The 21620-nt window shown below is 64.4% G+C and carries 20 protein-coding genes; 5 read left to right on the forward strand and 15 right to left on the reverse strand.

The window, feature by feature from the left end; translation table 11 throughout:
* Positions 1-107 precede the first annotated feature (107 nt).
* Both gcvP and gcvH read right to left on the reverse strand, forming a co-directional pair.
* A complete protein-coding gene (gcvP, locus tag LU493_RS18775; protein ID WP_275289337.1) occupies positions 108-3002 on the reverse strand; it encodes an aminomethyl-transferring glycine dehydrogenase in 2895 nt (964 codons plus the stop codon).
* A gap of 89 nt (positions 3003-3091) precedes the next feature.
* Positions 3092-3484 carry a glycine cleavage system protein GcvH gene (gcvH, locus tag LU493_RS18780; RefSeq protein WP_275289338.1) on the reverse strand — a complete coding sequence of 131 codons (393 nt, stop codon included), beginning with the start codon at positions 3482-3484 and terminating at the stop codon, positions 3092-3094.
* Between the two features lie 602 nt (positions 3485-4086).
* On the opposite strand from gcvH, the gene LU493_RS18785 reads away from it, so the two are divergent.
* Entirely contained in the window at positions 4087-5463 is a 1377-nt protein-coding gene (locus LU493_RS18785; RefSeq protein ID WP_275289339.1) for an alanine/glycine:cation symporter family protein, read from the forward strand.
* Positions 5464-5529: 66 nt separating this feature from the next.
* Positions 5530-6639 (forward strand): glycine cleavage system aminomethyltransferase GcvT, encoded by a 1110-nt coding sequence (gene gcvT, locus LU493_RS18790; RefSeq protein WP_275289340.1) that lies wholly within the window; start codon positions 5530-5532, stop codon positions 6637-6639.
* 81 nt (positions 6640-6720) lie between these two features.
* Here the strand turns inward: gcvT and LU493_RS18795 are convergent, their stop codons facing one another.
* The 7 genes from LU493_RS18795 to LU493_RS18825 all read right to left on the reverse strand — a co-directional run bounded on the left by LU493_RS18795 (position 6721) and on the right by LU493_RS18825 (position 13979).
* Positions 6721-7353: an alpha-ketoglutarate-dependent dioxygenase AlkB family protein gene (locus LU493_RS18795; RefSeq protein ID WP_275289341.1), complete on the reverse strand. Its 633-nt coding sequence runs from the start codon at positions 7351-7353 to the stop codon at positions 6721-6723.
* A 24-nt stretch (positions 7354-7377) separates the two neighbouring features.
* A complete protein-coding gene (locus LU493_RS18800) occupies positions 7378-7920 on the reverse strand; it encodes a phosphatase PAP2 family protein (RefSeq protein ID WP_275289342.1) in 543 nt (180 codons plus the stop codon).
* Positions 7892-9049 (reverse strand): glycosyltransferase family 4 protein, encoded by a 1158-nt coding sequence (locus tag LU493_RS18805; protein WP_275289343.1) that lies wholly within the window; start codon positions 9047-9049, stop codon positions 7892-7894. Before LU493_RS18805 ends, LU493_RS18800 begins: the two co-directional genes overlap by 29 nt.
* A 111-nt stretch (positions 9050-9160) precedes the next feature.
* Positions 9161-10069, reverse strand: a complete 909-nt coding sequence (locus LU493_RS18810) for a LysM peptidoglycan-binding domain-containing protein (RefSeq protein WP_275289344.1) — start codon at positions 10067-10069, stop codon at positions 9161-9163.
* Positions 10018-10887, reverse strand: a complete 870-nt coding sequence (locus LU493_RS18815) for an acetyltransferase (protein ID WP_275289345.1) — start codon at positions 10885-10887, stop codon at positions 10018-10020. The genes LU493_RS18810 and LU493_RS18815 overlap by 52 nt, the downstream gene beginning before the upstream one ends.
* Before the next feature lie 87 nt (positions 10888-10974).
* Positions 10975-12924 (reverse strand): acetoacetate--CoA ligase, encoded by a 1950-nt coding sequence (locus tag LU493_RS18820; protein WP_275289346.1) that lies wholly within the window; start codon positions 12922-12924, stop codon positions 10975-10977.
* Between the two features lie 140 nt (positions 12925-13064).
* Complete coding sequence (locus LU493_RS18825) at positions 13065-13979, reverse strand: LysR family transcriptional regulator (protein WP_275289347.1); 915 nt, start codon at positions 13977-13979, stop codon at positions 13065-13067.
* A gap of 356 nt (positions 13980-14335) precedes the next feature.
* On the opposite strand from LU493_RS18825, the gene LU493_RS18830 reads away from it, so the two are divergent.
* Together LU493_RS18830 and LU493_RS18835 are read left to right on the forward strand one after the other, a co-directional pair.
* Positions 14336-15037, forward strand: coding sequence for a CoA transferase subunit A (locus LU493_RS18830; RefSeq protein WP_275289348.1), 702 nt, complete (start codon positions 14336-14338; stop codon positions 15035-15037).
* A gap of 194 nt (positions 15038-15231) precedes the next feature.
* Positions 15232-15894 (forward strand): CoA transferase subunit B, encoded by a 663-nt coding sequence (locus LU493_RS18835; RefSeq protein WP_275289349.1) that lies wholly within the window; start codon positions 15232-15234, stop codon positions 15892-15894.
* Positions 15895-16082: 188 nt separating this feature from the next.
* On the opposite strand, the gene LU493_RS18840 is transcribed toward LU493_RS18835, so the two are convergent.
* From LU493_RS18840 to LU493_RS18850, 3 genes are all read right to left on the reverse strand, one after another.
* Positions 16083-16844, reverse strand: a complete 762-nt coding sequence (locus LU493_RS18840) for a DUF1338 domain-containing protein (protein WP_275289350.1) — start codon at positions 16842-16844, stop codon at positions 16083-16085.
* 300 nt (positions 16845-17144) lie between these two features.
* On the reverse strand, positions 17145-17417 hold the full coding sequence (locus LU493_RS18845; RefSeq protein WP_275289351.1) for a GrxA family glutaredoxin: 273 nt from the start codon (positions 17415-17417) through the stop codon (positions 17145-17147).
* Positions 17418-17548: 131 nt separating this feature from the next.
* Positions 17549-18370, reverse strand: a complete 822-nt coding sequence (locus LU493_RS18850) for an inositol monophosphatase family protein (protein WP_275289352.1) — start codon at positions 18368-18370, stop codon at positions 17549-17551.
* 202 nt (positions 18371-18572) lie between these two features.
* Here LU493_RS18850 and LU493_RS18855 point away from each other — a divergent pair, with 202 nt between their 5' ends.
* Positions 18573-19343 carry a 3-hydroxybutyrate dehydrogenase gene (locus LU493_RS18855; RefSeq protein ID WP_275289353.1) on the forward strand — a complete coding sequence of 257 codons (771 nt, stop codon included), beginning with the start codon at positions 18573-18575 and terminating at the stop codon, positions 19341-19343.
* A 64-nt stretch (positions 19344-19407) separates the two neighbouring features.
* Here the strand turns inward: LU493_RS18855 and LU493_RS18860 are convergent, their stop codons facing one another.
* The 3 genes from LU493_RS18860 to LU493_RS18870 form a co-directional block, all read right to left on the reverse strand.
* The gene (locus LU493_RS18860; protein WP_275289354.1) at positions 19408-19722 is read right to left on the reverse strand and encodes a helix-turn-helix transcriptional regulator; all 315 of its coding nucleotides are present in this window, start codon (positions 19720-19722) and stop codon (positions 19408-19410) included.
* Entirely contained in the window at positions 19719-21065 is a 1347-nt protein-coding gene (locus LU493_RS18865) for a type II toxin-antitoxin system HipA family toxin (RefSeq protein ID WP_275289355.1), read from the reverse strand. Before LU493_RS18865 ends, LU493_RS18860 begins: the two co-directional genes overlap by 4 nt.
* Before the next feature lie 374 nt (positions 21066-21439).
* Positions 21440-21620, reverse strand: a 181-nt coding sequence (locus LU493_RS18870; RefSeq protein ID WP_275289356.1) for a hypothetical protein, incomplete at its 5' end; no start/stop codon positions are given.

Consider the following 21620-nt stretch of genomic DNA (forward strand, 5'->3'; position numbering starts at 1 on the left):
CCTGAGCCCCGTAAAGTACAGGACTCAGGCCTTGAGCGCCGGCTGAATGAACCGTCCAACGATTGGGGGTCAGTTCATGATGAGCGGGGCGTCATGCTTTCGAGGGGTCAGTCCCGGTAGGCGTCGATGCTCGGGCAGGAGCAGATCAACTGGCGGTCGCCCTGGACATTGTCGACCCGGTTGACCGCGGGCCAGTATTTGGCCGCCTTGACGGCCGGGGAAGGGAAGGCGCCGGTTTCACGGGAATAGGGGCGCTCCCAGGCGTCGTTCATCAGGTCGGCCATGGTGTGCGGCGCCCTGACCAGGGGATTGTTGTCCGCCGGCCACTCACCCGACTCGACCCGGGCGATCTCTTCGCGGATGCCGATCATGGCATCGCAGAAACGGTCCAGCTCATAGCGCGATTCCGATTCGGTGGGCTCGATCATCAGGGTGCCGGGCACCGGGAAGGACATGGTTGGCGCGTGGAAACCGTAATCCATCAATCGCTTGGCAATGTCTTCCTCGCTGATGCCGGAGGCAGCCTTGAGCGGGCGGATATCGATGATGCACTCGTGGGCCACGGTGCCGTTGGCGCCCCTGTAGAGGACCGGATAATGCTCATCGAGGCGATGCGCGATGTAGTTGGCACCGAGGATGGCCAGCTCGGTGGCTTCGCGCAGCCCCCGAGCCCCCATCATCTTGATGTAGGCCCAGGATATCGGCAGGATCGAGGCGCTGCCGAAGGGGGCTGCCGCTACCGCCCCGGCGTCGGCCTCGACGCCCTCCAGGGCGCGTACGCCGTGATTGGGGACATGGGGCGCCAGGTGCGCCTTGACGCCGATGGGGCCCATGCCGGGGCCGCCTCCACCATGGGGGATACAGAAGGTCTTGTGGAGATTGAGGTGGGAGACGTCACCGCCGAAGTCGCCGGGACGTGCCAGGCCCACCTGGGCGTTCATGTTGGCGCCATCGATGTAGACCTGGCCGCCATGTTCATGGACGATCTCGCAGGCCTCGCGCACATCCTCTTCGAAGACCCCATGGGTAGAAGGGTAGGTGAGCATGATCGCCGAGAGCGCATCGTGGTGCTTTTCGGCCTTGGCACGCAGGTCGGACAGGTCGATGTTGCCGTCTGCATCGCACTCGACCACCACCACCTTCATGTGGACCATGGCCGCCGAGGCCGGGTTGGTGCCGTGGGCCGAGCTGGGGATCAGGCAGACATCCCGATGCCCTTCGCCCTGGGCCGACTGATAGCGGCGAATGGCTACCAGACCGGCATATTCGCCCTGGGCACCGGAGTTGGGCTGCATGGCGATATGATCGTAGCCGGTGATTTCCTCCAGGAAGGCGGCCAGCTCGTCGATGATCTGCTTGTAGCCGGCTACCTGGTCCTTGGGCGCGAAGGGGTGGATGCGCGCGAGCTCGGGCCAGGTGATGGGCATCATCTCGGCGGTGGCGTTGAGCTTCATGGTGCACGAGCCGAGGGGGATCATGGCATGCGCCAGTGAAAGATCCTTGTTTTCGAGACGCTTGAGATAACGCAGCATCTCGGTCTCGCTGTGATAGCGCTGGAAGGTCGGGTGGGTGAGGAAGTTGGAGTCGCGCTGGCAAGCCTCGGGAATGCCGCTGGTGCCCGCGGCGACGATCTCGGCGTCCAGGACCGACACGGAAAGATCGTGTTCTTCGCCGAGCAGGACATCGAAGAGCAATGCCACGTCATGGGCGGTGGTGGTCTGGTCGAGACTCAGGCCGACATCGCCGCCCTCGAAATAGCGCAGGTTGACGTCCTGGGCCATGGCGCGTCCGTGGATCTTGCCGGCGTCCACGCCGGTCAAGCGCAGGGTGTCGAACCAGCTGTCGCTGGCCAGGGTGACACCGGCGCGACGCAGGCCTTCGGCCAGGATGGTGGTCAGCCGGTGGATCCGTCCGGCGATGGTGCGCAGGCCCTCGGCGCCGTGATAGACGGCATAGAAACCGGCGATGTTGGCCAGCAGGGCCTGGGCGGTGCAGATGTTGGAGGTCGCCTTTTCGCGACGAATGTGCTGTTCGCGCGTCTGCATGGCCATGCGCAGGGCGGTCTGTCCCCGTTCGTCCCGGGAGACGCCGATGATGCGGCCGGGAATCGAGCGCTTGAGCTTGTCAGAGGTGGCGAAGAAGGCGGCGTGAGGGCCGCCGAAGCCCATGGGCACCCCGAAGCGTTGCGCCGAGCCGACCACCATGTCGGCGCCCAGTGCGCCCGGCTCCTTGAGCAGCACCAGCGACATGATATCGGCCGCCACGCAGGTCATGATGCCCTTTTCCCCGGCGGCGTCCAGCAGGGGAGCGAGATCACGGATGCGTCCGCTATCGCCGGGATACTGCAGCAGGGCGCCGAAGACATCGTGTTCGGCCAGTTGCTCGGCGGGGGCAACGATCAGCTCGAAGCCGAAGTAGTGAGCTCGGGTGCGAACCACGTCCAGGGTCTGCGGGAAGACATCCTCGGCGACGAAGAAGGCATTGCTCCTGGCCTTCTTGTTGGCGCGCCGGCAGAGCGCCATGGCCTCGGCGGCGGCGGTCGCCTCGTCGAGCAGCGAGGCATTGGCCAGGCTCATGCCGGTGAGATCCATGACCATCTGCTGGAAGTTCAGCAGGCCTTCCAGGCGCCCCTGGGAGATCTCCGGCTGATACGGCGTATAGGCGGTGTACCAGCCGGGGTTCTCCAGCACGTTGCGCTGGATCACCGCCGGCAGCAGGGTGTCGTAATACCCTTGACCGATATAGCTCTTGGCCACGCGGTTCTGACGCGCCAGTCGGTAGAGGTAATCCAGGGCTTCGGCTTCGCTGCGTGGCGGATCCAGGTCCAGCTCGCGCCCCAGGCGGATGCCTGCCGGAACGGTACGATCGATGAGACTGGCCATGCCGTCGATATCCAGCGTTTCCAGCATGGCGGCCACATCCTCGGCGTCGGGGCCGTTGTGGCGCTGGAGGAAGGCATCGTGGTTGGCCAGATCGGCCAGGCGGCGATTATCGAAAGCCATGACATACCTATTGATGACGTGGTGGCACCCGAGTGCCGGACATGAAGGAAAGGGCAAGGCCCGGCCGGCTTCGGCCGGGCCGGGCGGGATCACTCTTCGGCGGCAGCGATGGCCTGATAGGCATCGGCGTCGAGGAGGTCGTCCAGATCGGTGCCGTCCTCGAGGCGCACCTTCATGATCCAGGCGTCTTCGTAGGGCGATTCGTTGATGGCCTCGGGAGCGTCCTCGAGGGATTCGTTGACCTCGATCACTTCGCCGGATATCGGCGCGTACAGGTCCGAGGCGGCCTTGACCGATTCGACCACGCCGAACTCGTCGCCCTTGGCGAGCGACGCGCCGACTTCGGGCAATTCGACGAACACCACATCGCCCAGGGACTGTTGGGCATGGTCGGTAATGCCGATGGTCACCGTCCCGTCACCGTTGTCCTGAATCCACTCGTGGCTCTCGGCGTAGCGCAGATTGGGGGGGATAGAGCTCATGATGTTTTCCTATACGAAAAAGGTTTTCTGAGTTGGATGAAATCCTAACGCCATCGAAGCCATTTGGCGAGCCCCGAAGGCGTCGATATCCGTGTTGCGTGGGATACGCCCATCCCCATCTTAGAAAACCCCCGGGCAAATGCCCATGAAAGTCGGTCCGCGCTTGCCCTGCTCGGCTGTTTCTCACGGTGAGAGGGGCTTGGCGCGAGGTGCGGCGGTGTCTCGTTCGATGGCTCGGGGTGGCGGCCGGGAGGACTCGCAGCTCCCGGATGGTGACGAAGCATGCCGAACTTGCTCGGCCCGGGAGCGGCCGCTACAGTGTTCGGTGTTTCCTATGGGAAATTAGTTTCTATTTCTGGCCGGTAGTCGCGTTCGAGGGGGCTCGGGCAGAGGCGCTTCGATACGGCCGAGGCGCAAGATCCGGCGGGCCGATGACTATACTTTGTTCTGTGCGAGGGAGAAATCCCGAGATTTTCCAATAGGAGACTGGAGCGCCAACGGAAGGATTCGCTATGGTACGCCTGTTCGTATCATCGCGGTCCAGGCTGCCCATGAAAGCCATGCACGTTGGTGCATAACAAGAAATCTTAGGGAGACGAAACGTGGAAACCTTGACCAATATATTGACGGCGATCGAAAGCGTCGTCTGGGGCCCCTTGATGCTGGTGCTGTTGCTGGGGGTCGGCCTCTATCTGCAACTGGGACTCAAGCTACTGCCCATTCGCAAGCTGGGGATGGGCTTCAAGCTGTTGTGGGGCGGTCGCCGGACGGCCGAAGGCGACGAGAAAGACGGTGAGGTGTCACCCTTCAACGCGTTGATGACCTCGCTGTCGGCGACCATCGGGACCGGCAATATCGCCGGGGTGGCAACGGCCATCTTCCTGGGTGGGCCCGGTGCGGTCTTCTGGATGTGGATCACCGCCCTGGTCGGCATGGCGACCAAGTTTGCCGAGGCGGTGCTGGCGGTGCGCTATCGCCAGGTGGATGAGGCCGGCGATCACGTCGGCGGTCCCATGTACTATATCCGCAATGGCCTCGGCAAGAAGTGGGGCTGGCTCGGTGGCGCCTTTGCGCTGTTCGGCGCCGTGGCTGCCTTTGGTATCGGCAACACCGTGCAGTCCAACTCCGTGGCCGATGGTCTCGGCGAGTCGATCGGCCTGCCGCACTGGATCACCGGCCTGGTGATCATGGTGCTGGCCGGTGCGGTCATCCTCGGCGGCATCAAGCGTATCGCCAAGGTGGCAGGCAAGCTGGTACCGGTGATGGCCGTGGCCTATATCGTCTGTGGCCTGCTGGTCCTGATCATCAATGCCGATCAGGTCGGCGCGGCGTTGGGCATGATCTTCGGTCACGCCTTCACGCCGATCTCCGCGGCGGGTGGTTTCGCCGGCGCGGCGGTGGCCAAGGCCATCCAGTTCGGTGTGGCCCGCGGCGTGTTCTCCAACGAGGCGGGGCTGGGCAGCGCGCCCATCGCCCATGCGGCCGCGCAGACCAAGAACCCGGTGCGCCAGGGCCTGATCGCCATGCTGGGGACGTTCATCGACACCATCGTGGTGTGCTCCATCACCGCTCTGGCGATCCTGACCACGACCTGGACCTCCGGCGAAACCGGGGCGGCACTGACGGCCATGTCCTTCAATGATGCGCTCCCGGGGGTCGGGCAGTACGTGGTGTCCTTTGCCCTGGCGGTGTTCGCCTTCACGACCATCCTGGGCTGGGCGTTCTACGGCGAGAAGTGCTTCGAGTACCTGTTCGGCGTGGGGGCGATCAAGATCTATCGGGTGGTCTACATCCTGGCAATCTTCGTGGGTTCCGTGCTGCCGCTCGGCTTCGTGTGGCTGTTGGCCAGCGTCTTCAATGCCATGATGGCGATTCCCAACCTGATCGCCCTGGCACTGTTGTCGCCGGTGGTCTTCAAGCTGACGAAGGACTACTTCGACGGCAAGGAAATCCTGCCCGGCGAAGATCTCGACAAGTAAGTCATGACATGGCCGGCGGAGTGCCGGCCATGCTCATTCGATTTCATGGGAAAGGTTAGTGAACCGATGAACGAACAACGCAAGACGCCGCTCTTCGATCTGCATGTGGAACTCGGGGCACGGATGGTGCCTTTCGCGGGCTATTCGATGCCCGTGCAATACGAACTGGGCGTCAAGAAGGAACACGAGCATACCCGTCGTGCCTGTGGGCTGTTCGACGTCTCCCACATGGGGCAGGTGTTGTTGCGCGGATCGAATCCGGCCGAGGCGTTGGAGACGCTGGTGCCGGCGGATCTGGTCGGGTTGCCCGACGGCCGGCAGCGTTACGGCCTGTTCACCGCCGAGGATGGCGGCATTCTCGATGACTTGATGATCGTCAATGCCGGGGATCATCTCTACCTGGTGGTGAACGCCGCCTGCAAGGAGCAGGATATCGCACACCTGCGTCGTGGCTTGCCCGGGCACGAAATCGAGGTGCTGGATCGTGGCCTGTTGGCGCTGCAGGGGCCTGAAGCCGCATCGGTGATGCAGCGGTTGTGCCCCGAAGCGGTCGAGATGGTGTTCATGCAGCACGGTCGCTTCACCATCGAAGGAATCGACGTGTGGATCAGTCGCAGCGGTTATACCGGCGAGGACGGTTTCGAGATTTCCGTGCCCGCGGAGCAGACCGACGCACTGGCTCGGCGCCTGCTGGCCGAGGAAGACGTCGAGGCGATCGGCCTGGGCGCGCGGGATTCCCTGCGCCTCGAGGCCGGGCTGTGTCTCTACGGTCACGATATCGACACCACGACGACGCCGGTGGAAGGAGGCCTGATCTGGGCGATCGGCAAGCCGCGTCGTCGAGAGGGCGAGCGTCCCGGCGGTTTTCCCGGTGCCGATCTCATCTTGCATCAGGTGGCCGAGAAGGATCACCAGCGCAAGCGAGTGGGACTGCTGGGTGAAGGCCGTGCTCCGGTGCGAGAGGGGACCGAGCTGTATGATGGCGACGGCAATGCGATCGGTACCGTGAGCTCCGGCGGCTTCGGTCCGAGCATCGGGCGTCCGGTGGCCATGGGCTACGTGACGATCGATCAGTCGGCCATCGATACCATCGTCTACGCGGAGGTGCGTGGCAAGCGCCTTCCGATGACGGTGACCAGAATGCCCTTCGTGAAGCCGGGCTATTATCGAGGTTGAGGATCGCGGCTGGCATTATACCGTTATCTATCATTTAAATAGTGACGAAAGGAACGGCTGCCCTGGAGGGTAGCCGTTTTTTCATGATCTGCACGGGTCCCGATCGGGCAGTATCCTGCGGAACGTCAGGCTGATCCGTAGCCCCTGATGTCGTCGGGTGGGCAGGCTGTGCTCGAGCCGCGACTGTACGCCGGCGCCCATCAGCAACAGGCTGCCATGGGGTTGATCAACATTGAAGGCCGGAGCATGTCGGTCCTTCCAGCGGAAACGCAGGGGACGGTCGACACCCAGGCTCACGGCGGCGATCAAGGGGGTGTCGCCGAGCTCGGGCTCATCGTCGCTGTGCCAGCCCATGCGATCCTGACCATCGGCGTAACGGTTGAGCAGTACGCTGTTGAACCCTGTCCCGATACCGAGGGTAGCGATATGCCGCTGGACGGCGTCGCGAATCGCGAGCACACAGGGATGCCAGGGATCCGGCGAGAAATGCCGGCCCGAGTAGCGATAGCCGACATCGCCCATCCAGACCTGCCGACGGGGAATCGGATGCTCGCGCCCATACAGCCGCAGAGCCGGGCGCTGCCAGTCGAGTTCGGCGTCGAGACGATGCAGGGCCGTCGTGGCATCGGCATCGTCCAGCAACGCCGCATGACGGATCAGCGGCGGCGAATTCAGCAGGACCTCGCCGCCGCTTTCATGGAGGAAGAGTGACATGCGTTCAGCATGCCACGGCGTTTCTCAGCCGGCCAGGTGCAGGCTAGCCAGCGCAAAGGCGTAGCCGATGGCCGCGCCGGCGATGACGTCGCTGATGTAGTGCAGACCGAGCCCGACGCGCGAAATGGCAATCAGGCAGACGATCGGCAGTAGCCAGGGCGCGAGCCAGGGAGCATGTACGAGGGTCAGCGTCAGGAACATCACCGCGTGCATGGTGTGGCCGCTGGGAAAGCTGTAGCGGTCCCGGGCCGGCTCATTGCAGGCAATGGTGTGAAAGGTGATGAAAGGGCGTTCTCGACACAGCCGGGTCTTGACCAGTCGGTAGAAGGCGATGGCGGCCAGGGCGGTGATGGCGTATTGCGCCATCAGGCGCCAGCCTGTCGCCGCGTCATGGAGCAGGGGCTGCAGCAGTATCAGCCCTACCCAGAGGGGCCAGTCCCCGGCTCGGCTGGCCAGCTTCAAGGTGGCCAGCCAGCGGCGATAGATGCTGAAGCCGGCCATCCATTGGCAGAGTTGCCATTCCAGCAGATCGAGCCGTTCAAACACGGCAGGGGTGCGTGGTTTCATCGGACACCTCCCGAGCGAGGTTCAGTGCGGCGAGGAAGTCGTCGGTGATGGCGGGCCAGCGGTACTGCAGCGCCCGCTCGCGGGCCGCTCGGCCCAGCCGGCCGTAGCGTGCCGGCTGCTGGCTGAGGGTAACGGCGGCGTCGCGAAAACCGTCCTCGTCGCCGACGGTCAGGCTGACGCCGTTGATGTCGTCGTCGATCAGTTCGGCCCCGGCGGCATGGCGAAAGGCGACGACGGCCAGGCCGCTGGCCATGGCCTCGAGCACCACATTGCCCCAGGTCTCGGAAATCGACGGGAAGATGAAGATATCGGCACTGGCATAATGGCGCGCCAGGCTCTGTGGATCGACGAAGCCGGTGAAGCGGACATCGGGCAAGGCTTTTTCCAGGCTGCTTCGGCCCGGGCCATCGCCGACGACCACGATGCTCATTTCGGGGCGGGCCGCCAGCATGGCGGCGAAGGTGTCGCGCAGCAGGTCGAGATTCTTCTCCGGCGCCAGTCGGCCGACATACAGCGCCACCGGGCGGTGTTCGTCGCTGTCCCAGCTCTCGCGCAGGTCGGGGCAGCGGTGCCTCGGCGAGAAGTCGTCGCCGTCGATGCCGCGTGCCATGACGCGCACGTTCTCGAACCCCCTGGCGGTCAGTTCCTCGGCCTGTCGGCGGGTGGGGACCAGGGTGCCGGCACAGCGGTTATGGAAGTGGCGCAGGCGTCGGGTGACCAGCGGCGAAAGCCAGCCGATGCCATAGTCGCGGCAGTAGTGGTCGAAGTTGGTATGCCAGCCGCTGACGACGGGAATATCGAGCCGTTCGGCGGCGCGCAGTGCCGACCAGCCCAGAGGCCCCTCGGTGGCCACGTAGATGACGTCGGGGCGTTCTTCCGACCAGAGCCGCTGCAGGCGTCGACCCGCCGGCAGGCCGAGACGCACTTCGCGATAACCGGGCATCGAGAACCCTCTGACCTGAAGTTCGGCACTCATGCCGGTGGCCCGCTGCGTCTGCCCGGCCGGCCTGGGGCGCACCAGTTGCAGGGTCGCATGCCGCCGCAACAGCTCGGTGCTCAATTGGTTCAGGGTATGGGCGACACCGTTGATATCCGGTGACCAGGTTTCGCTGACCAGGCAGATGCGCATGTCGATCCTCGTGCCGTCCGGCGCCGGGATGGCGTCCTTTGACACCGACCATGCCCGGTGTCGATGACAGCCGGGCGACAGCGTGATGAAGAGCCGATGACGCTGCCGTCTTCAGCGCAGCACATCGAGGGGATCCATTGGCTTGCCACCATGGCGCATGTCGAACAGCAGCTCGTGGCGACCGTCGGTGGTCTGATCCACGACGCAGAGGGGAGTGCCGCGCTCGACGTCTTGTCCACTGTCGACGAGCAGCCGCGCGCAGCGCGCGTATACGCTCTGCAGGTTGTCCGGATGGTGGACGATGACGACCTGGCCGAGCTGGCGCATGCTGTTGGCGAAACGTACCTGGCCGTCGGCCACGGCCTTGGCACGAGCCTCCTTGCCGGTGGCGAGCAGCATGGGCTGCAGGGTCCCGTGGGCATCCTTGCCGAAACGCCTCGTCACATCATAGTCGTCGAGTGGCCAGGGCCATCCCTTGGCATCATCGGGCACGGTGCCGGGATCGGGCAGGCGTGTCGGGGTCGGGGAGCCGCGCGAGGCGGACGTGCCGGTGCCGCCAAGGGGGACCTGGATCAACTGGCCGACCTTGAGATCGGTGGCGGACACGCCGGGATTCGCCGCGACCACGCGTCCCGGGTCGGCTCCGAAACGACGTGCCACCGAGGTAAAGGTGTCGCCGGGACGTATCTGATAGCGGTAGGGGCCCCCGGAGGGAGCGCGTTCTCGCTGGCCGGGCACGAGGACGCGCTGGCCGACGGCGAGCCCCCTCGGGTCGATGCCGGGGTTGAAGCGTTGCAGCCTGACGAGAGGGACCTCGGCACGCTGGGCAATGTTGCCGAGGGTGTCGCCGCGGCGGATGGAGATCCAGTCACCGGCGATGCCGGCATGGGGGGCGCCGGTCGCTTCGCTGGCGTCGCTCGATGTCGAGGGCTGGCCGGCGCAACCGGCCAGCAGGGTGAACAGCAGTATCAGCGCGAATCGAGGGCGGCGTCCTTTGCCTGCCACAGGGCATTGAGCCATGAGTGGAAGCGTTCCTTGTAGTTCGAATCTTGATGATAGTCGCCGGCCTGCATCCAGGCGGGCACCGGTAGATGGCGTGCCCGGAGGTGGATGAGTCCCTCCTGGCCGCACAGGAATCGCCAGAAGTGCGGATCGGGGGCGTCGTAGCTCAGGGTGACATCGAGAATGCCGCCCAGTCGGTCACCGAGCAAGCCGACGACCTGAGCGATGCCGCCTGCCCTGGGCGGAAGCAGGTGCCGGTAAGGGCTGTGACGAGCGGCGTGCTTGGCAGGCGTGAATCGGGTGCCTTCGACGAAGTTGTAGATGGCGATGGGGCGTTCTCGGGCATGGCGACACATGCGCTCGGTGGCTTCGCGGTCGCGGCGCGCCAGATGAGGGTGCCGTTCGCGTTGTTCCCGGGTCAGGCGCCTGAGCATCGGAAATTCCAGGGCCCAGAAGGCCAGCCCGACGACGGGGATCCAGATCAGCTGTCGCTTGACGAAGAAGTGAGGCATGGGAATGCGCCGATGCAGGGCCATCAGCAGCACGAAGATATCGGTCCAGCTGCGATGGTTGGAGAGGACCAGCCACCAGTCATCGCGACTCAGGCCATCGGGCAGCTCCAGGTCCAGGCGCGGTGACAGCCAGCGGCGCATCCACCAGAGATTGACGTCCAGCCACCAGCGGGCGACGGCGTTGAGTCCTGTGAGCACCCGGCGTCGCAGGGGACGCCCCGGAGTGACGAGCTTGAGCAGCGTGAGCGCGATCAGCGGCACCGCCCAGAACAGGGTGTTGAGAGTCAGCAGCAGCAGGCTGACGATCCCCTTCAGGGTCGACATGCCGGTCTCCTCCATGATCGTTATCAGCCCGCAATGCTAATGGAGAATGTGCCTGGTCGCCAGATGACATCCCCGAGAGACGACGGATCAGTCGCGCAATTCAGGCAGCGCCTCGAACAGCGACAGGGCCTCGGGGTTGGCCAGGGCCTCGCGATTCTTGACCGGGCGACCATGGACCACGTTGCGTACCGCCAGCTCGACGAGCTTCCCCGAGAGCGTGCGCGGCAGGTCGTCGACCTGAATGATGCGAGCCGGCACATGGCGAGGGGTGGTATTGGCGCGAATGGTCGTCTTGATCTCGTCGCGCAGGGCGTCATCGAGGGTCAGATCGTCCCGCAACCGCACGAACAGCACCACGCGGATATCGTCACCCCATTCCTGGCCGATGCAGAGTGATTCCAGCACGCTCTCGACCTTCTCGACCTGACGATAGATCTCGGCGGTACCGATTCTTACCCCGCCGGGGTTGAGCACGGCATCGGAGCGGCCGTGGATGATCAAGCCATCCTCGGGGGTGATCTCGGCGTAATCGCCGTGGGCCCAGATACCGGGGAAGGTGGCGAAGTAGGCGTCGTGATAGCGTTCGCCGTTCGGGTCGTTCCAGAAGCCGATCGGCATCGAGGGGAAAGGGCGAGTGCAGACGAGCTCGCCCTTTTCGCCGCGCAGCGGTCGGCCATCGTCGTCGAAGACGTCCACGGCCATGCCCAGCCCCCGGCATTGCAGTTGGCCTCGATGGACCGGGCGGATCGGGCACCCGAGGGCGAAGCAGGACACGATATCGGTGCCGCCGGATATCGAGGCCAGCAAGAGGTCACTCTTGATGTCGCGGTAGACATAGTCGAAGGACTCGTGGGACAGCGCCGAGCCCGTGGAGAGGACCGTGCGCAGCGGTGCCAGGTCGTGATCACGGCCCGGGACGAGTCCTTCCTTCTCGCAGGCGGCCAGGTAGCGGGCACTGGTACCGAACACCGTGATGCCCTCGCGTGCGGCGATACGCCATAGAACGTCGGGGTCGGGGGCGAAGGCGGCACCGTCGAACAGCACCAGGGTCGCACCACTGGCCAGTCCCGAGGCCAGCCAGTTCCACATCATCCAGCCGCAGGTGGTGTAGTAGAAGAGGGTGTCCGAGGCCGAGAGGTCGGTATGCAGGCGGTGTTCCTTGAGGTGCTGGAGCAGGGTGCCGCCGGCACTGTGGACTATGCACTTGGGGGTACCGGTGGTGCCCGATGAGTAGAGGATGTAGAGCGGATGGTCGAAGGGCCGGGGGAGGAAGTCGATTTCCTCGGCGTCATTGTCGAGGTAGTCGTCCCAGGCCACCGCGCCGGGAACCTCGTCCAGCGAGGGAGCATCCTCGAGGAAGGGAAACACCACCAGGCTGTCCAGCCCATCGAGGGCGCGGGCGATCTCGGCCAGTCGAGGGCGGGTATCGATAGGCTTGCCGTTCCAGGTGTAGCCGTCGGCAGCGATCAGTACCCGGGGAGTGATCTGGCCGAAACGGTCGAGGACACCCTGAAAACCGAAGTCTGGAGAGCAGGACGACCAGACGGCGCCGAGGCTTGCCGTCGCCAGCATGGCGATCACCGCATGCTCGCTGTTGGGGACGAAACCGGCGACTCGGTCGCCCGGTTCGACACCGTCGTTGCGCAGTGCCCGGGCGAGTCTGGCGACATGCCGATAGAGCGCGGCATGACTCAGCTCGCGTCGGCGTCCACGCTCGTCGTGGGCAATCAGTGCCGGGGCCTCGTCGCGGCGCCGCAGCAGGTTGGCGGCGAAGTTGAGGCGAGCGTCGGGAAACCAGCGTGCCCCCGGCATGGCTTCGGGGGCCTCGAGCACTCGCTTGCCGCGGTGCTCGGCAATGACCCCGAAGCTGTCCCACAGCAGCGACCAGAAGCGATCGGCGTGTTCGACACTCCAGGCATGGAGGTCGGCATAGTCACGGAGCTGCGCGCCATATTCGGCCTCGATGCGGCGCATCAGGGTCGCCATTTGCGTGGTGGCGATGGTCTCGGGGGAGGGGTGCCAGAGTGGAGCGTTCATGTCGTTCCTCTCATCGGGTTTCGGTCGACGTGTTTCGGGCGGCGGGCGCTGGCCATCCATCATTCTTTTCAGACAAAGCTTAGCAGCCTGAGCGTGTCGATCGCGTCATGGGGAGGCGATACAGGGGAAGGCGGTGGCGTTCAGCGCCGGGTCCCCGGGGTGGCCAGCGTCGGCGGCGTGACGCCATCGCGAAGCACGTCGCGCAGTGCCTGGGCGGCCACCGAGAGCTCACCGGTTCTCGGCGAGAGCACGCCGACCGAACGTTCGATGATCGGGGAGTGCAGTGGCAGGCAGCGTGCACCGAGCTCGTGCATCTGATCGATACACAGTGACGGTACGGCACTGACCCCCAGGCCATCGGCAACCATGCGTCCCACCGTGGTCAATTGGTGACTCTCGAAGGCCACTGCCAGTGAAATGCCGTCGTCGCCGAGGCGTCGCTCGAGCATCCGTCGCACCATGGAAGGGCGTTGCAGGGTGATGAAATCCTGCGTCAACAACTGGGCCCAGTCGAGAGCGTGGTGGTCGGCGAGCGGAGAATCGGCGGGCACCACGGCGACGAAGCGGTCCATGAAGAGGGGGTCGACCCGTAGCGTCTCCCCGGCTTCGGGCTCGAAGGCGATCCCCAGTTCGACGCGCCCCTGGCGGACCATGTCGATGACATCTTCGTTGATCACATCATGCACGGTGACATTGATGCCGGGATGACGCCGGCGAAAGCTGGCCAGTAACGCAGGGAGCTGGTTTCCGGCGAAGGAGGGCATGGCGGCCACCGCCACGCTGCCGAGTCGCAATGTGAAGCGCTGGCGCAACATTTCCTCGGTGTTGTCCCAGTCTGCCAGCAGGCGCTTGGCCAGCGGCAGCAGAGTCTCGCCCTCCGGGGTCAGACGCACGCTGCGTGTGCTGCGGTTGAGCAGCCGTCCGCCGAGCGTGTCCTCGAGCCCCTTGATGGTCAGGCTGAGGGCCGGTTGCGAGAGGTGCAGTCGCTCACAGGCCTGGGTAAAGCTGAGGGTCTGGGCCACGGCGAGAAAGGCCCGGAGCTGCTTGACGGTCATGATGGGCGCCTCATGGCGATGTGATTTATTGGTTTTAACAAAGAAATGATAAGAAAAACAAACTTAACAAATAGATGGCTTGCCCGTGACACTGCAGGGCAAGGTTCCGTGAGGACGGAACGCCGACAACAAGGAAGCGCTGAATAAATCACCGAGCGTGGCGAAGGCTAGGCCCGTTCCCGACGGGCCATCGCATTTCCCACATCCTTGTGGGTCACGCAAGGCGCCCGGCGCACAGAAAGCGAGACATAACGAGGGTTAGGCGAGCTTTCGAGCACCGCGTAACGTAGCGATTTGCTCGCGCAGGTATTTATGCGGTGTTTCCACAATTCCCTGGTAACCATCGAGGCACCGATATGGCCGGATTCGACAAGCGTGTAGATTCCTATGAAGCGGCGATGGCCGGCATCGAGAGCGGCATGACCCTCATCGCCGGCGGCTTCGGGCTATGTGGCATCCCCGAGAATCTGATCAACGAGATCAAGCGCCGCGGCGTCAAGGACCTGACGGTCTATTCCAACAACTGCGGCGTCGATGGCTTCGGCCTCGGTGTCCTGCTCGAAGACAAGCAGATCAGCGCTATCCATGCGTCCTACGTGGGCGAGAACGCACTCTTCGAACAGCAGATGCTGGAAGGCGAGATCGAGGTCGTTCTCACGCCCCAGGGGACCCTGGCCGAGAAGATGCGTGCCGGGGGCGCGGGCATTCCCGCCTTCTATACCGCCACCGGTTATGGCACGCCCATCGGCGAGGGCAAGGAAGTCCGCGAGTTCAATGGACGTCCTTGTATCCTCGAGGAGTCGGTGGTCGGCGACTTCGCCATCGTCAAGGGCTGGAAGGCCGATCGTTACGGCAATGTCGTCTACCGGGACACCGCCCAGAACTTCAATCCGCTGGCCGCCACCGCCGGTCGCGTCACCGTGGTCGAGGTGGAAGAGATCGTCGAGCCCGGTGAGCTGCGGCCCGATCAGATCCATACCCCGGGTATCTATGTCGACCGCATCATCCAGGGCAGCTTCGAGAAGCGTATTGAAAAGCGCACCGTGCACGAAAGCTGAGCGTTTTTCTCCGTCTTCCGGACATCCGCCGTTGGGTAGCACGAGAGGGCGCCGGGGGCAGATCTACGAGGAGGCGCTATGAACCCCTCCCTGGGCGCTACCGACGCCATTCATGGCGTCGGACCTCCTCTACGATCTGCCCCCGGCATTGGTCCGACGGCGTTTATCCCTTACAAGATACAAGAGGCATCAAGATGGCACTGACTCGCGAACAGATGGCAAGGCGCGTGGCGCGCGAACTCGAGGACGGTTTCTACGTCAACCTGGGCATCGGCATCCCGACCCTGGTGGCCAACTACGTCCCCGACGACATCGATGTGATGTTGCAGTCCGAGAACGGCCTGCTCGGCATGGGGCGCTTTCCCACCGAGGAGGAGCTCGATCCGGACATGATCAATGCCGGCAAGCAGACCGTCACCGCTCGTCCCGGCGCGGCGATCTTCTCCTCGGCGGAATCCTTCGCGATGATCCGCGGCGGACATGTCGATCTCACCGTGCTCGGCGCCTTCGAGATCGATCAACACGGCAACATCGCTTCCTGGATGATTCCCGGCAAGCTGATCAAGGGCATGGGCGGCGCCATGGATCTGGTGGCCGGGGCCGAGAACATCATCTGCACCATGACCCATGCTTCCAAGCACGGTGATTCGAAGCTGCTCGAGCAGTGCACCCTGCCGCTGACCGGCGCCGGCTGCATCAATCGCGTGCTGACCGACCTGGCGTATCTGGAGATCGAGGACGGCGCCTTCGTGCTCAAGGAACGCGCCCCGGGGGTCAGCGTCGAGGAGATCCAGGAGAAGACCGCCGGACGTCTCATCGTACCCGAGCATGTGCCGGAGATGACGTTCGTCGACTGAGGATGTTGCCGACGGCCCTTCGGGGCCGTCTGACGGTCTGCCTGCCGAAAATCTGACCATTTCGAGCCCGGGGTCGTCGGCAAGCCGCCTGGGCGGGGTTCTACCGGGCCGATTCACAGCGTTATCCACAGAAATTGTGGATGGCGATGATGCACTGCATCGACATCGGGAGGATCAGGAAAACGCCATCAACCCAGTTCGCAGAGGGTATGGTGCGGGAGAAGCAGCTCGACGCTGCGTTCCTGATTGGCGTTGACCCTTTTCTGCACCAGGGCCAGCCCCCCGAGCGGGACGCGATGGAGATCGCCGTCGGCAAAGGGCAGGCGTTGGGAATGCGTTGCGTAGAAGCGGTAGTCGAGCAATGGCGAGACAGGAAAGACGCCTCGGTGGCGGTCGGCGTCGCCGGAAAAGCCGGTCTGGCGCAGCCGTTCGTCGAGGTGCTGAATGTCGTCACCGAGATCACTGCAGTCGAATCCCGAGTGATGGACACGGGTCCCCATCACCGCGAGCCAGCCCGCCAGCGGGTGTGCGTCCACCAGGGTCTGGTAGTCATCCCAGCTCGGCATGGGCCAGGGGCGTCCCCCGCAGGGCAGAGAGACGGGGGAGGCGTCGGCGCGATCGACGAGTCGGCGCAGGCGCTCCCGGGGGCGGCGAGACAGGGTGCCGAGCTGCAGCTCGGCGAGTACCAGCCAGGGACCCTCCTGATCGGTCGGGCCCAGCAGAGTGACCAGTAGGCCGCGATCGGCCATGGCGTAGCGGTGACGAGGCCGGTAGCCATGTTCCGCCAGAACCGGCAGGAGTGCTTCCATTGCCCAGGGGCCGTGACTGAGTGTGAGCAGCGTCAGGTACTCTGCCCTTGCGGTTACCGGCCAGAGACGCAGCCCACCGATATCCGGCTGATGGTGAACATAATCCAGCCACAATTGCTGGATAAACGCTTCCCGTTGCATCCTCGATCCTTTAAATGCCGACGCCCTGTGCGGTTCTGAAAGCGCCGCGATTCGGTGCCGTCTTCCGTGACGGTCACGTCCCGGGCGGCGTGGTCAGGGACCCTCGTGGCCGCTGCCGAACGCCCGCGAAACGCCGACGCGCTTTCCCGTGCTCGAATATGAAGATTGTAAACGGCTTCGGTGTGGGGAGATTCAACGAGGGAGGAGGTAACGGTGTGCGGGGACATCTTCAAATCGCTTTGACGAGAAAGCCGCAAGAAAAAAGACCGCCCGGAGGCGGTCTTTTCGAGAGGGCCAGGCTCATTGCGTGGCGGCGGACAGCAGCCCTTGTTCGGCGACATACTGGTCGAATTCGGTGAAACCGCCGATGTGCGTCTGGTCGGCAAAGATCTGCGGCACCGTCTCTACCGGCTTGCCGATGGTCTTTTCCATGTCGGCCTTGGTGATGCCTTCCTCGTGGATATCCACGTAGCGGAAGCCATCGATGGCGCCGGCGCTTTCCAGCTTCTCGGCGAGTGCCTTGGCACGGACGCAGAACGGGCAGGCGGGGCGGCCGAAGATGACGACGAACATCAGCTGTCTCCTTGCATCGCGGGATGCATGAATGAAATGGATCGAGGGAGTCGGCCGATATTGTGACCGAGCGATCGGCATTTGGCCAATAGCACCGCCGAAAGACCATCATTGTGTCAGCCTATCAGGCTCTACCAGGACGAGAGGTCACTGGCATCGGCGCGGCGCAGTAGATCGCCCAGTTCGTCATGCAGCCCGGGGCTGCTGACCAGCAGATTCTCGCCGTAGAGATCCTCGGGGATGCCGCCCGGGCCGGGGTAGAGGTGGCCGGTGCGGGCGCCGGCTTCCCGGGCGATCAGCAGTCCGGCGGCGAAGTCCCAGGGCGAGACGCTTTCGTAGTAGGCATCCAGCCGGCCGCAGGCGACATCGCAGAGGTCGAGGGCTGCCGAACCATTGCGACGGACATCCTGGCAATGGGTCAACACGGCCATCAGTCGGCGCATCAGCGGGGGACGGCTGTCGCGTCGGTAGGGAAAACCGGTACCTATCAGTGCCCGCTTGAGTTGCGGCGCCCGACTGGCCTGGATAGGTTCGCCGTTGCGCCAGGCACCATGACCGGCCAATGCCGTGTAGGTCTCGTCGAGAAAGGGAGCGTGTACCACGCCGAGGCGCAGATGCCCGCCGCTCGCCCAGCCGATGGAAACCGCCACATGGCGGAGTCCATGGGCGAAGTTGACGGTGCCGTCGATGGGATCCACCACCCAGAGTGCCCTGGGGGCTTCCAGGGCTTCGCGGTCCGGTGCCAGTTCCTCGCTGAGGCGTTGTTCGTCGGGAAAGTCGGTCTGCAGTCGCTCGCTGATGTAGGTATCCACCTCGACATCGGCGTCGGTCACCAACTCCTGCCCCTCCTTGTAGCGCTGGCCGAAATCCTGATCCGCGCGCGCGTCGCGGATCATGCGGCCGGCTTGCCGGGCGATGTCCTCGGCGATTTCCAGTCGTTGCTCGGGGGTCATGATGGCTGGCTCCTCGGCGTTGATGTCTCGTTGCGTTCAGTGTCCTGTATCACGATCCGGCTGTCGAATGTCGATGCGGGTGGGTGATAGGCAGGTCAGTGGACTTTGCCCTATGCTTGAGGTCGTTTTCCGTGCGCGTCACGACCGCCTGTAACGCGTTCTCTTGGTCAAAGCCTCTTGTACAGCCCTCCGAGGAGTCGTTATGAATGGCAATGCCCCGACACCCCGCGTCGCCCTGGTCACCGGCACCAGCAGTGGTATCGGTGAGGCGGTGGTCCGCCACTTTTGCGAGCAGGGGTACCAGGTCCTTGCCGTGGATTTCAATCCGGCCGGCAAGGACGTCGCCGAACGTGCCGGCGCCGCCTTCCACCAGGCCGATCTCACCGATGGTGATGCCTGCCGGGCGGCGGTACAGGATGCGATCCAGCGCTTCGGCCATCTCGATATTCTGGTCAACAACGCCGGCATCCAGCATGTCTCGCCCATCGAGACGTTCCCCGAGGACAAGTGGCGGCACATCATCGACCTGATGCTGACGGCGCCCTTCCTGTTGACCCAGGCTGCCTGGCCTTCCATGCGGGAAGGGGGCTGGGGACGCATCATCAACATTGCTTCGGTACACGCCCAGGTCGCCTCGCCCGGCAAGGCGGCCTATGTCAGCGCCAAGCACGGGATGATCGGCCTGACCAGGACGGCGGCGCTCGAAGGGGGGGAGCAGGGCATCACCGCTAATGCCCTCTGTCCGGCCTACGTCAAGACACCGCTGGTCGACAACCAGATCGCCGATCAGGCTCGGATGCATGGCATGGAAGAGCAGGAGGTCATCGAGCAGATCATGCTCAAGAATGCTGCCGTGAAGCGACTGATCGATCCCGGCGAAGTCGCCTCGCTGGTCGGTTATCTGGCATCCGATGCCGCCGGTGCCGTCACGGGGGCCAGCTGGAACATCGACCTGGGGTGGACGGCTCAGTAGGGCGCGATGCACTGCCGGAAACACCCTGACGCCGGCCGTCCGGTGTCAGGACCCGCTTCGAGAGTCAGGAAGAGGCGTCTTCGACCAGTGCCGCCAGCAGTTCGGGCTGCCGCGGCAGCAGGCCGACCCTCAGTCCCAGTGGCCGGAAGACCCGGTCCAGACTCGCCATCGACGCATTGCCCGCATCGCGCTCAATGTCCGACAGGGTGCGCCGGCTGACCCCGACCCGTTCGGCGTAGGTCTTCTGGGTCAGCCCAAGCACCTCGCGGCGCAGGGTGCGCAGCACCCGGCCCTCGGTCGTCTCGCCGCGGATCAGCAGGCGCAGTTGTTCAAGCAGCGCCGCCTGGCGTTCGTCTGGCGAGTGCAGCCGAGGCTTCATGCCAGCCCCCAGCGCGCCAGTCGGCGGTCGAGACCGGTCAGGCCTACCGCCGGCATGTCGAGAATCCTCTCCGGCACGCCGCGTTTCGCCAGGCGCTCGCGCAGCCCGCGTAGACGGTCGCCCAGTTCGCACAGCTCGGCCATCAACCGCTCCGGCGCCACCAAGTCGCCCAGGTGGTCGGCGACCGCCGGCCAGTCGACGTCGCCGCCCCGTTCCAGGTCGGCCCCCCATTGTGTGGTACGGGTGATGCCCTCCGGGTCGGCCTTCATGGGTGCGAAGTCGTAGACCGGGGCATGCCAGATGCCCTCGGGACACTTGAGTAGCGCGGCGTTGCGGCCGTGGTTGTCGGAGTTGCCGAAGGCCAGGTTGAGCAGGTCGCGCTTGACCCACTCGCTGACGAAGGCGGCGGTATCGAAGTGGGCGCTGCTCTCGCGAACCCGTTGTTGCCCCTCCAGCAGCATCACCAGGCGGCGTATGACGGCCGGGTGGCGAAGGTGAGTCCCGGGAGCGACGCCGAGCAGCGCATAGACTGACTCCAGGCCATGGCGATGCAGACGACCCTGATGCCACTCGACGTCGAAGCGGGGTAGCCACAGCGACGGATAACGGTCTCCCTCGTGGAGTTCCAGCCCGTCGGGGGGGATGGTGTCGATACCCAGGGCATGCAGTTCACGGTAGTAGTAGTACTCGGCGCGCAGGATGTCGCAGTCGTCATCGCTGCGCCGCCCCCGTGGAAACTTGACCAGGTAGTGGGCATCCGGTGTGATCGCGTCATCCTGCCAGGTGTCGATCCAGACCTCGTCGCCCGGCGTGCGCCGTACCAGCAGCTTGGGCGCCTCGCCGCCGGCGCCGGTGGCCCCGCCGCTGGCGGCCCCCATCTGCTGGGCATATTCCAGGAAGTCGGTGTGTCGTTCCAGTACGTCCGCGATCGGGAAGCGCAGCGCCTCGAGGGCGTTGCCGGCTGGCCGTGGCGGGACCGCCTCGCGGATGCGCAGGTTACCGACCGGGGCGATGGTGCCACGCCGCAGCAGTTCGCTGTCCTGCTCGCCGGGAGGAAGGTCCTGCAGGCCCAGGTGGTCGATCCAGTATCGACGGCTGGCGCCGGCCGGCATGATGTCTTCCAGGAAGCCAAACCATCGATCCCCGTCATGGGTCATCATCAGTTCGACGGGGAGGGTCAGGCTGCAGGCATGCTCATCGTCGTGGAACATCCAGTCCAGAGCGTAGTCCTGAAGGTAGCCGAGCCTAACGGGGCCCCGGGTGCCTCGGGCGGGATCGGGTATCTCCAGCAGGGCCACGTCCCGCCAGCCGGCCTGGTGGTGGATCTGAATGGTCAGTTGCATAAGAGTCAGCTCTGAGCACTATAGTGCTCAGAATAAGACAGATTGGTGAGTTTTGAGAAGTATATGACGCACTATTTTGAGAGTAAGGCTTTTTTGAGCAAAATATCGCGCAAAAGGAGTGTTGAAAGATGGTATCCACTGTCCTGGTCTCCGGCGCCAATCGCGGCGTCGGCCTGGCGCTGGCGCGCCACTACCGCGAGGCGGGGTGGGATGACCCCGGACTTCGTCCGGGAGCTAGAAGCTTGAAGAGCGGCGCTTTGCGCCTGGAAGCTGGAAGAAAACCCGACCGGACTTTGTCCGGGAGCTAGAAGCTTGAAGAGCGGCGCTTCGCGCCTGGAAGCTGGAAGAAAACCCGACCGGACTTTGTCCGGGAGCTAGAAGCTTGAAGAGCGGCGCTTCGCGCCTGGAAGCTGGAAGAAAACCCGACCGGACTTCGTCCAGAGCTTGAAGCGGGAAGAAAAACCCTTGACCCCGTGCTGTCGGGGTTCATGCTGTCTTCCAGCTTCCAGCTTCCAGCTTCCAGCTTCCAGCTTCCAGCTTCCAGCTTCCAGCTTC

It is taken from the genome of Halomonas elongata (assembly GCF_029081005.1).
In the GTDB taxonomy this organism is placed as follows: Bacteria; Pseudomonadota; Gammaproteobacteria; order Pseudomonadales; family Halomonadaceae; genus Halomonas; species Halomonas elongata_B.

Coding starts and splice junctions, on each gene's coding strand:
- gcvP (WP_275289337.1), bottom strand. CDS start 3,002: ATGGCTTTCGATAATCGCCGCCTGGCCGATCTGGCCAACCACGATGCC.
- gcvH (WP_275289338.1), bottom strand. CDS start 3,484: ATGAGCTCTATCCCCCCCAATCTGCGCTACGCCGAGAGCCACGAGTGG.
- gcvT (WP_275289340.1), top strand. CDS start 5,530: ATGAACGAACAACGCAAGACGCCGCTCTTCGATCTGCATGTGGAACTC.
- LU493_RS18795 (WP_275289341.1), bottom strand. CDS start 7,353: ATGTCACTCTTCCTCCATGAAAGCGGCGGCGAGGTCCTGCTGAATTCG.
- LU493_RS18800 (WP_275289342.1), bottom strand. CDS start 7,920: ATGAAACCACGCACCCCTGCCGTGTTTGAACGGCTCGATCTGCTGGAA.
- LU493_RS18805 (WP_275289343.1), bottom strand. CDS start 9,049: ATGCGCATCTGCCTGGTCAGCGAAACCTGGTCACCGGATATCAACGGT.
- LU493_RS18810 (WP_275289344.1), bottom strand. CDS start 10,069: ATGGCTCAATGCCCTGTGGCAGGCAAAGGACGCCGCCCTCGATTCGCG.
- LU493_RS18815 (WP_275289345.1), bottom strand. CDS start 10,887: ATGTCGACCCTGAAGGGGATCGTCAGCCTGCTGCTGCTGACTCTCAAC.
- LU493_RS18820 (WP_275289346.1), bottom strand. CDS start 12,924: ATGAACGCTCCACTCTGGCACCCCTCCCCCGAGACCATCGCCACCACG.
- LU493_RS18825 (WP_275289347.1), bottom strand. CDS start 13,979: ATGACCGTCAAGCAGCTCCGGGCCTTTCTCGCCGTGGCCCAGACCCTC.
- LU493_RS18830 (WP_275289348.1), top strand. CDS start 14,336: ATGGCCGGATTCGACAAGCGTGTAGATTCCTATGAAGCGGCGATGGCC.
- LU493_RS18835 (WP_275289349.1), top strand. CDS start 15,232: ATGGCACTGACTCGCGAACAGATGGCAAGGCGCGTGGCGCGCGAACTC.
- LU493_RS18840 (WP_275289350.1), bottom strand. CDS start 16,844: ATGCAACGGGAAGCGTTTATCCAGCAATTGTGGCTGGATTATGTTCAC.
- LU493_RS18845 (WP_275289351.1), bottom strand. CDS start 17,417: ATGTTCGTCGTCATCTTCGGCCGCCCCGCCTGCCCGTTCTGCGTCCGT.
- LU493_RS18850 (WP_275289352.1), bottom strand. CDS start 18,370: ATGACCCCCGAGCAACGACTGGAAATCGCCGAGGACATCGCCCGGCAA.
- LU493_RS18855 (WP_275289353.1), top strand. CDS start 18,573: ATGAATGGCAATGCCCCGACACCCCGCGTCGCCCTGGTCACCGGCACC.
- LU493_RS18860 (WP_275289354.1), bottom strand. CDS start 19,722: ATGAAGCCTCGGCTGCACTCGCCAGACGAACGCCAGGCGGCGCTGCTT.
- LU493_RS18865 (WP_275289355.1), bottom strand. CDS start 21,065: ATGCAACTGACCATTCAGATCCACCACCAGGCCGGCTGGCGGGACGTG.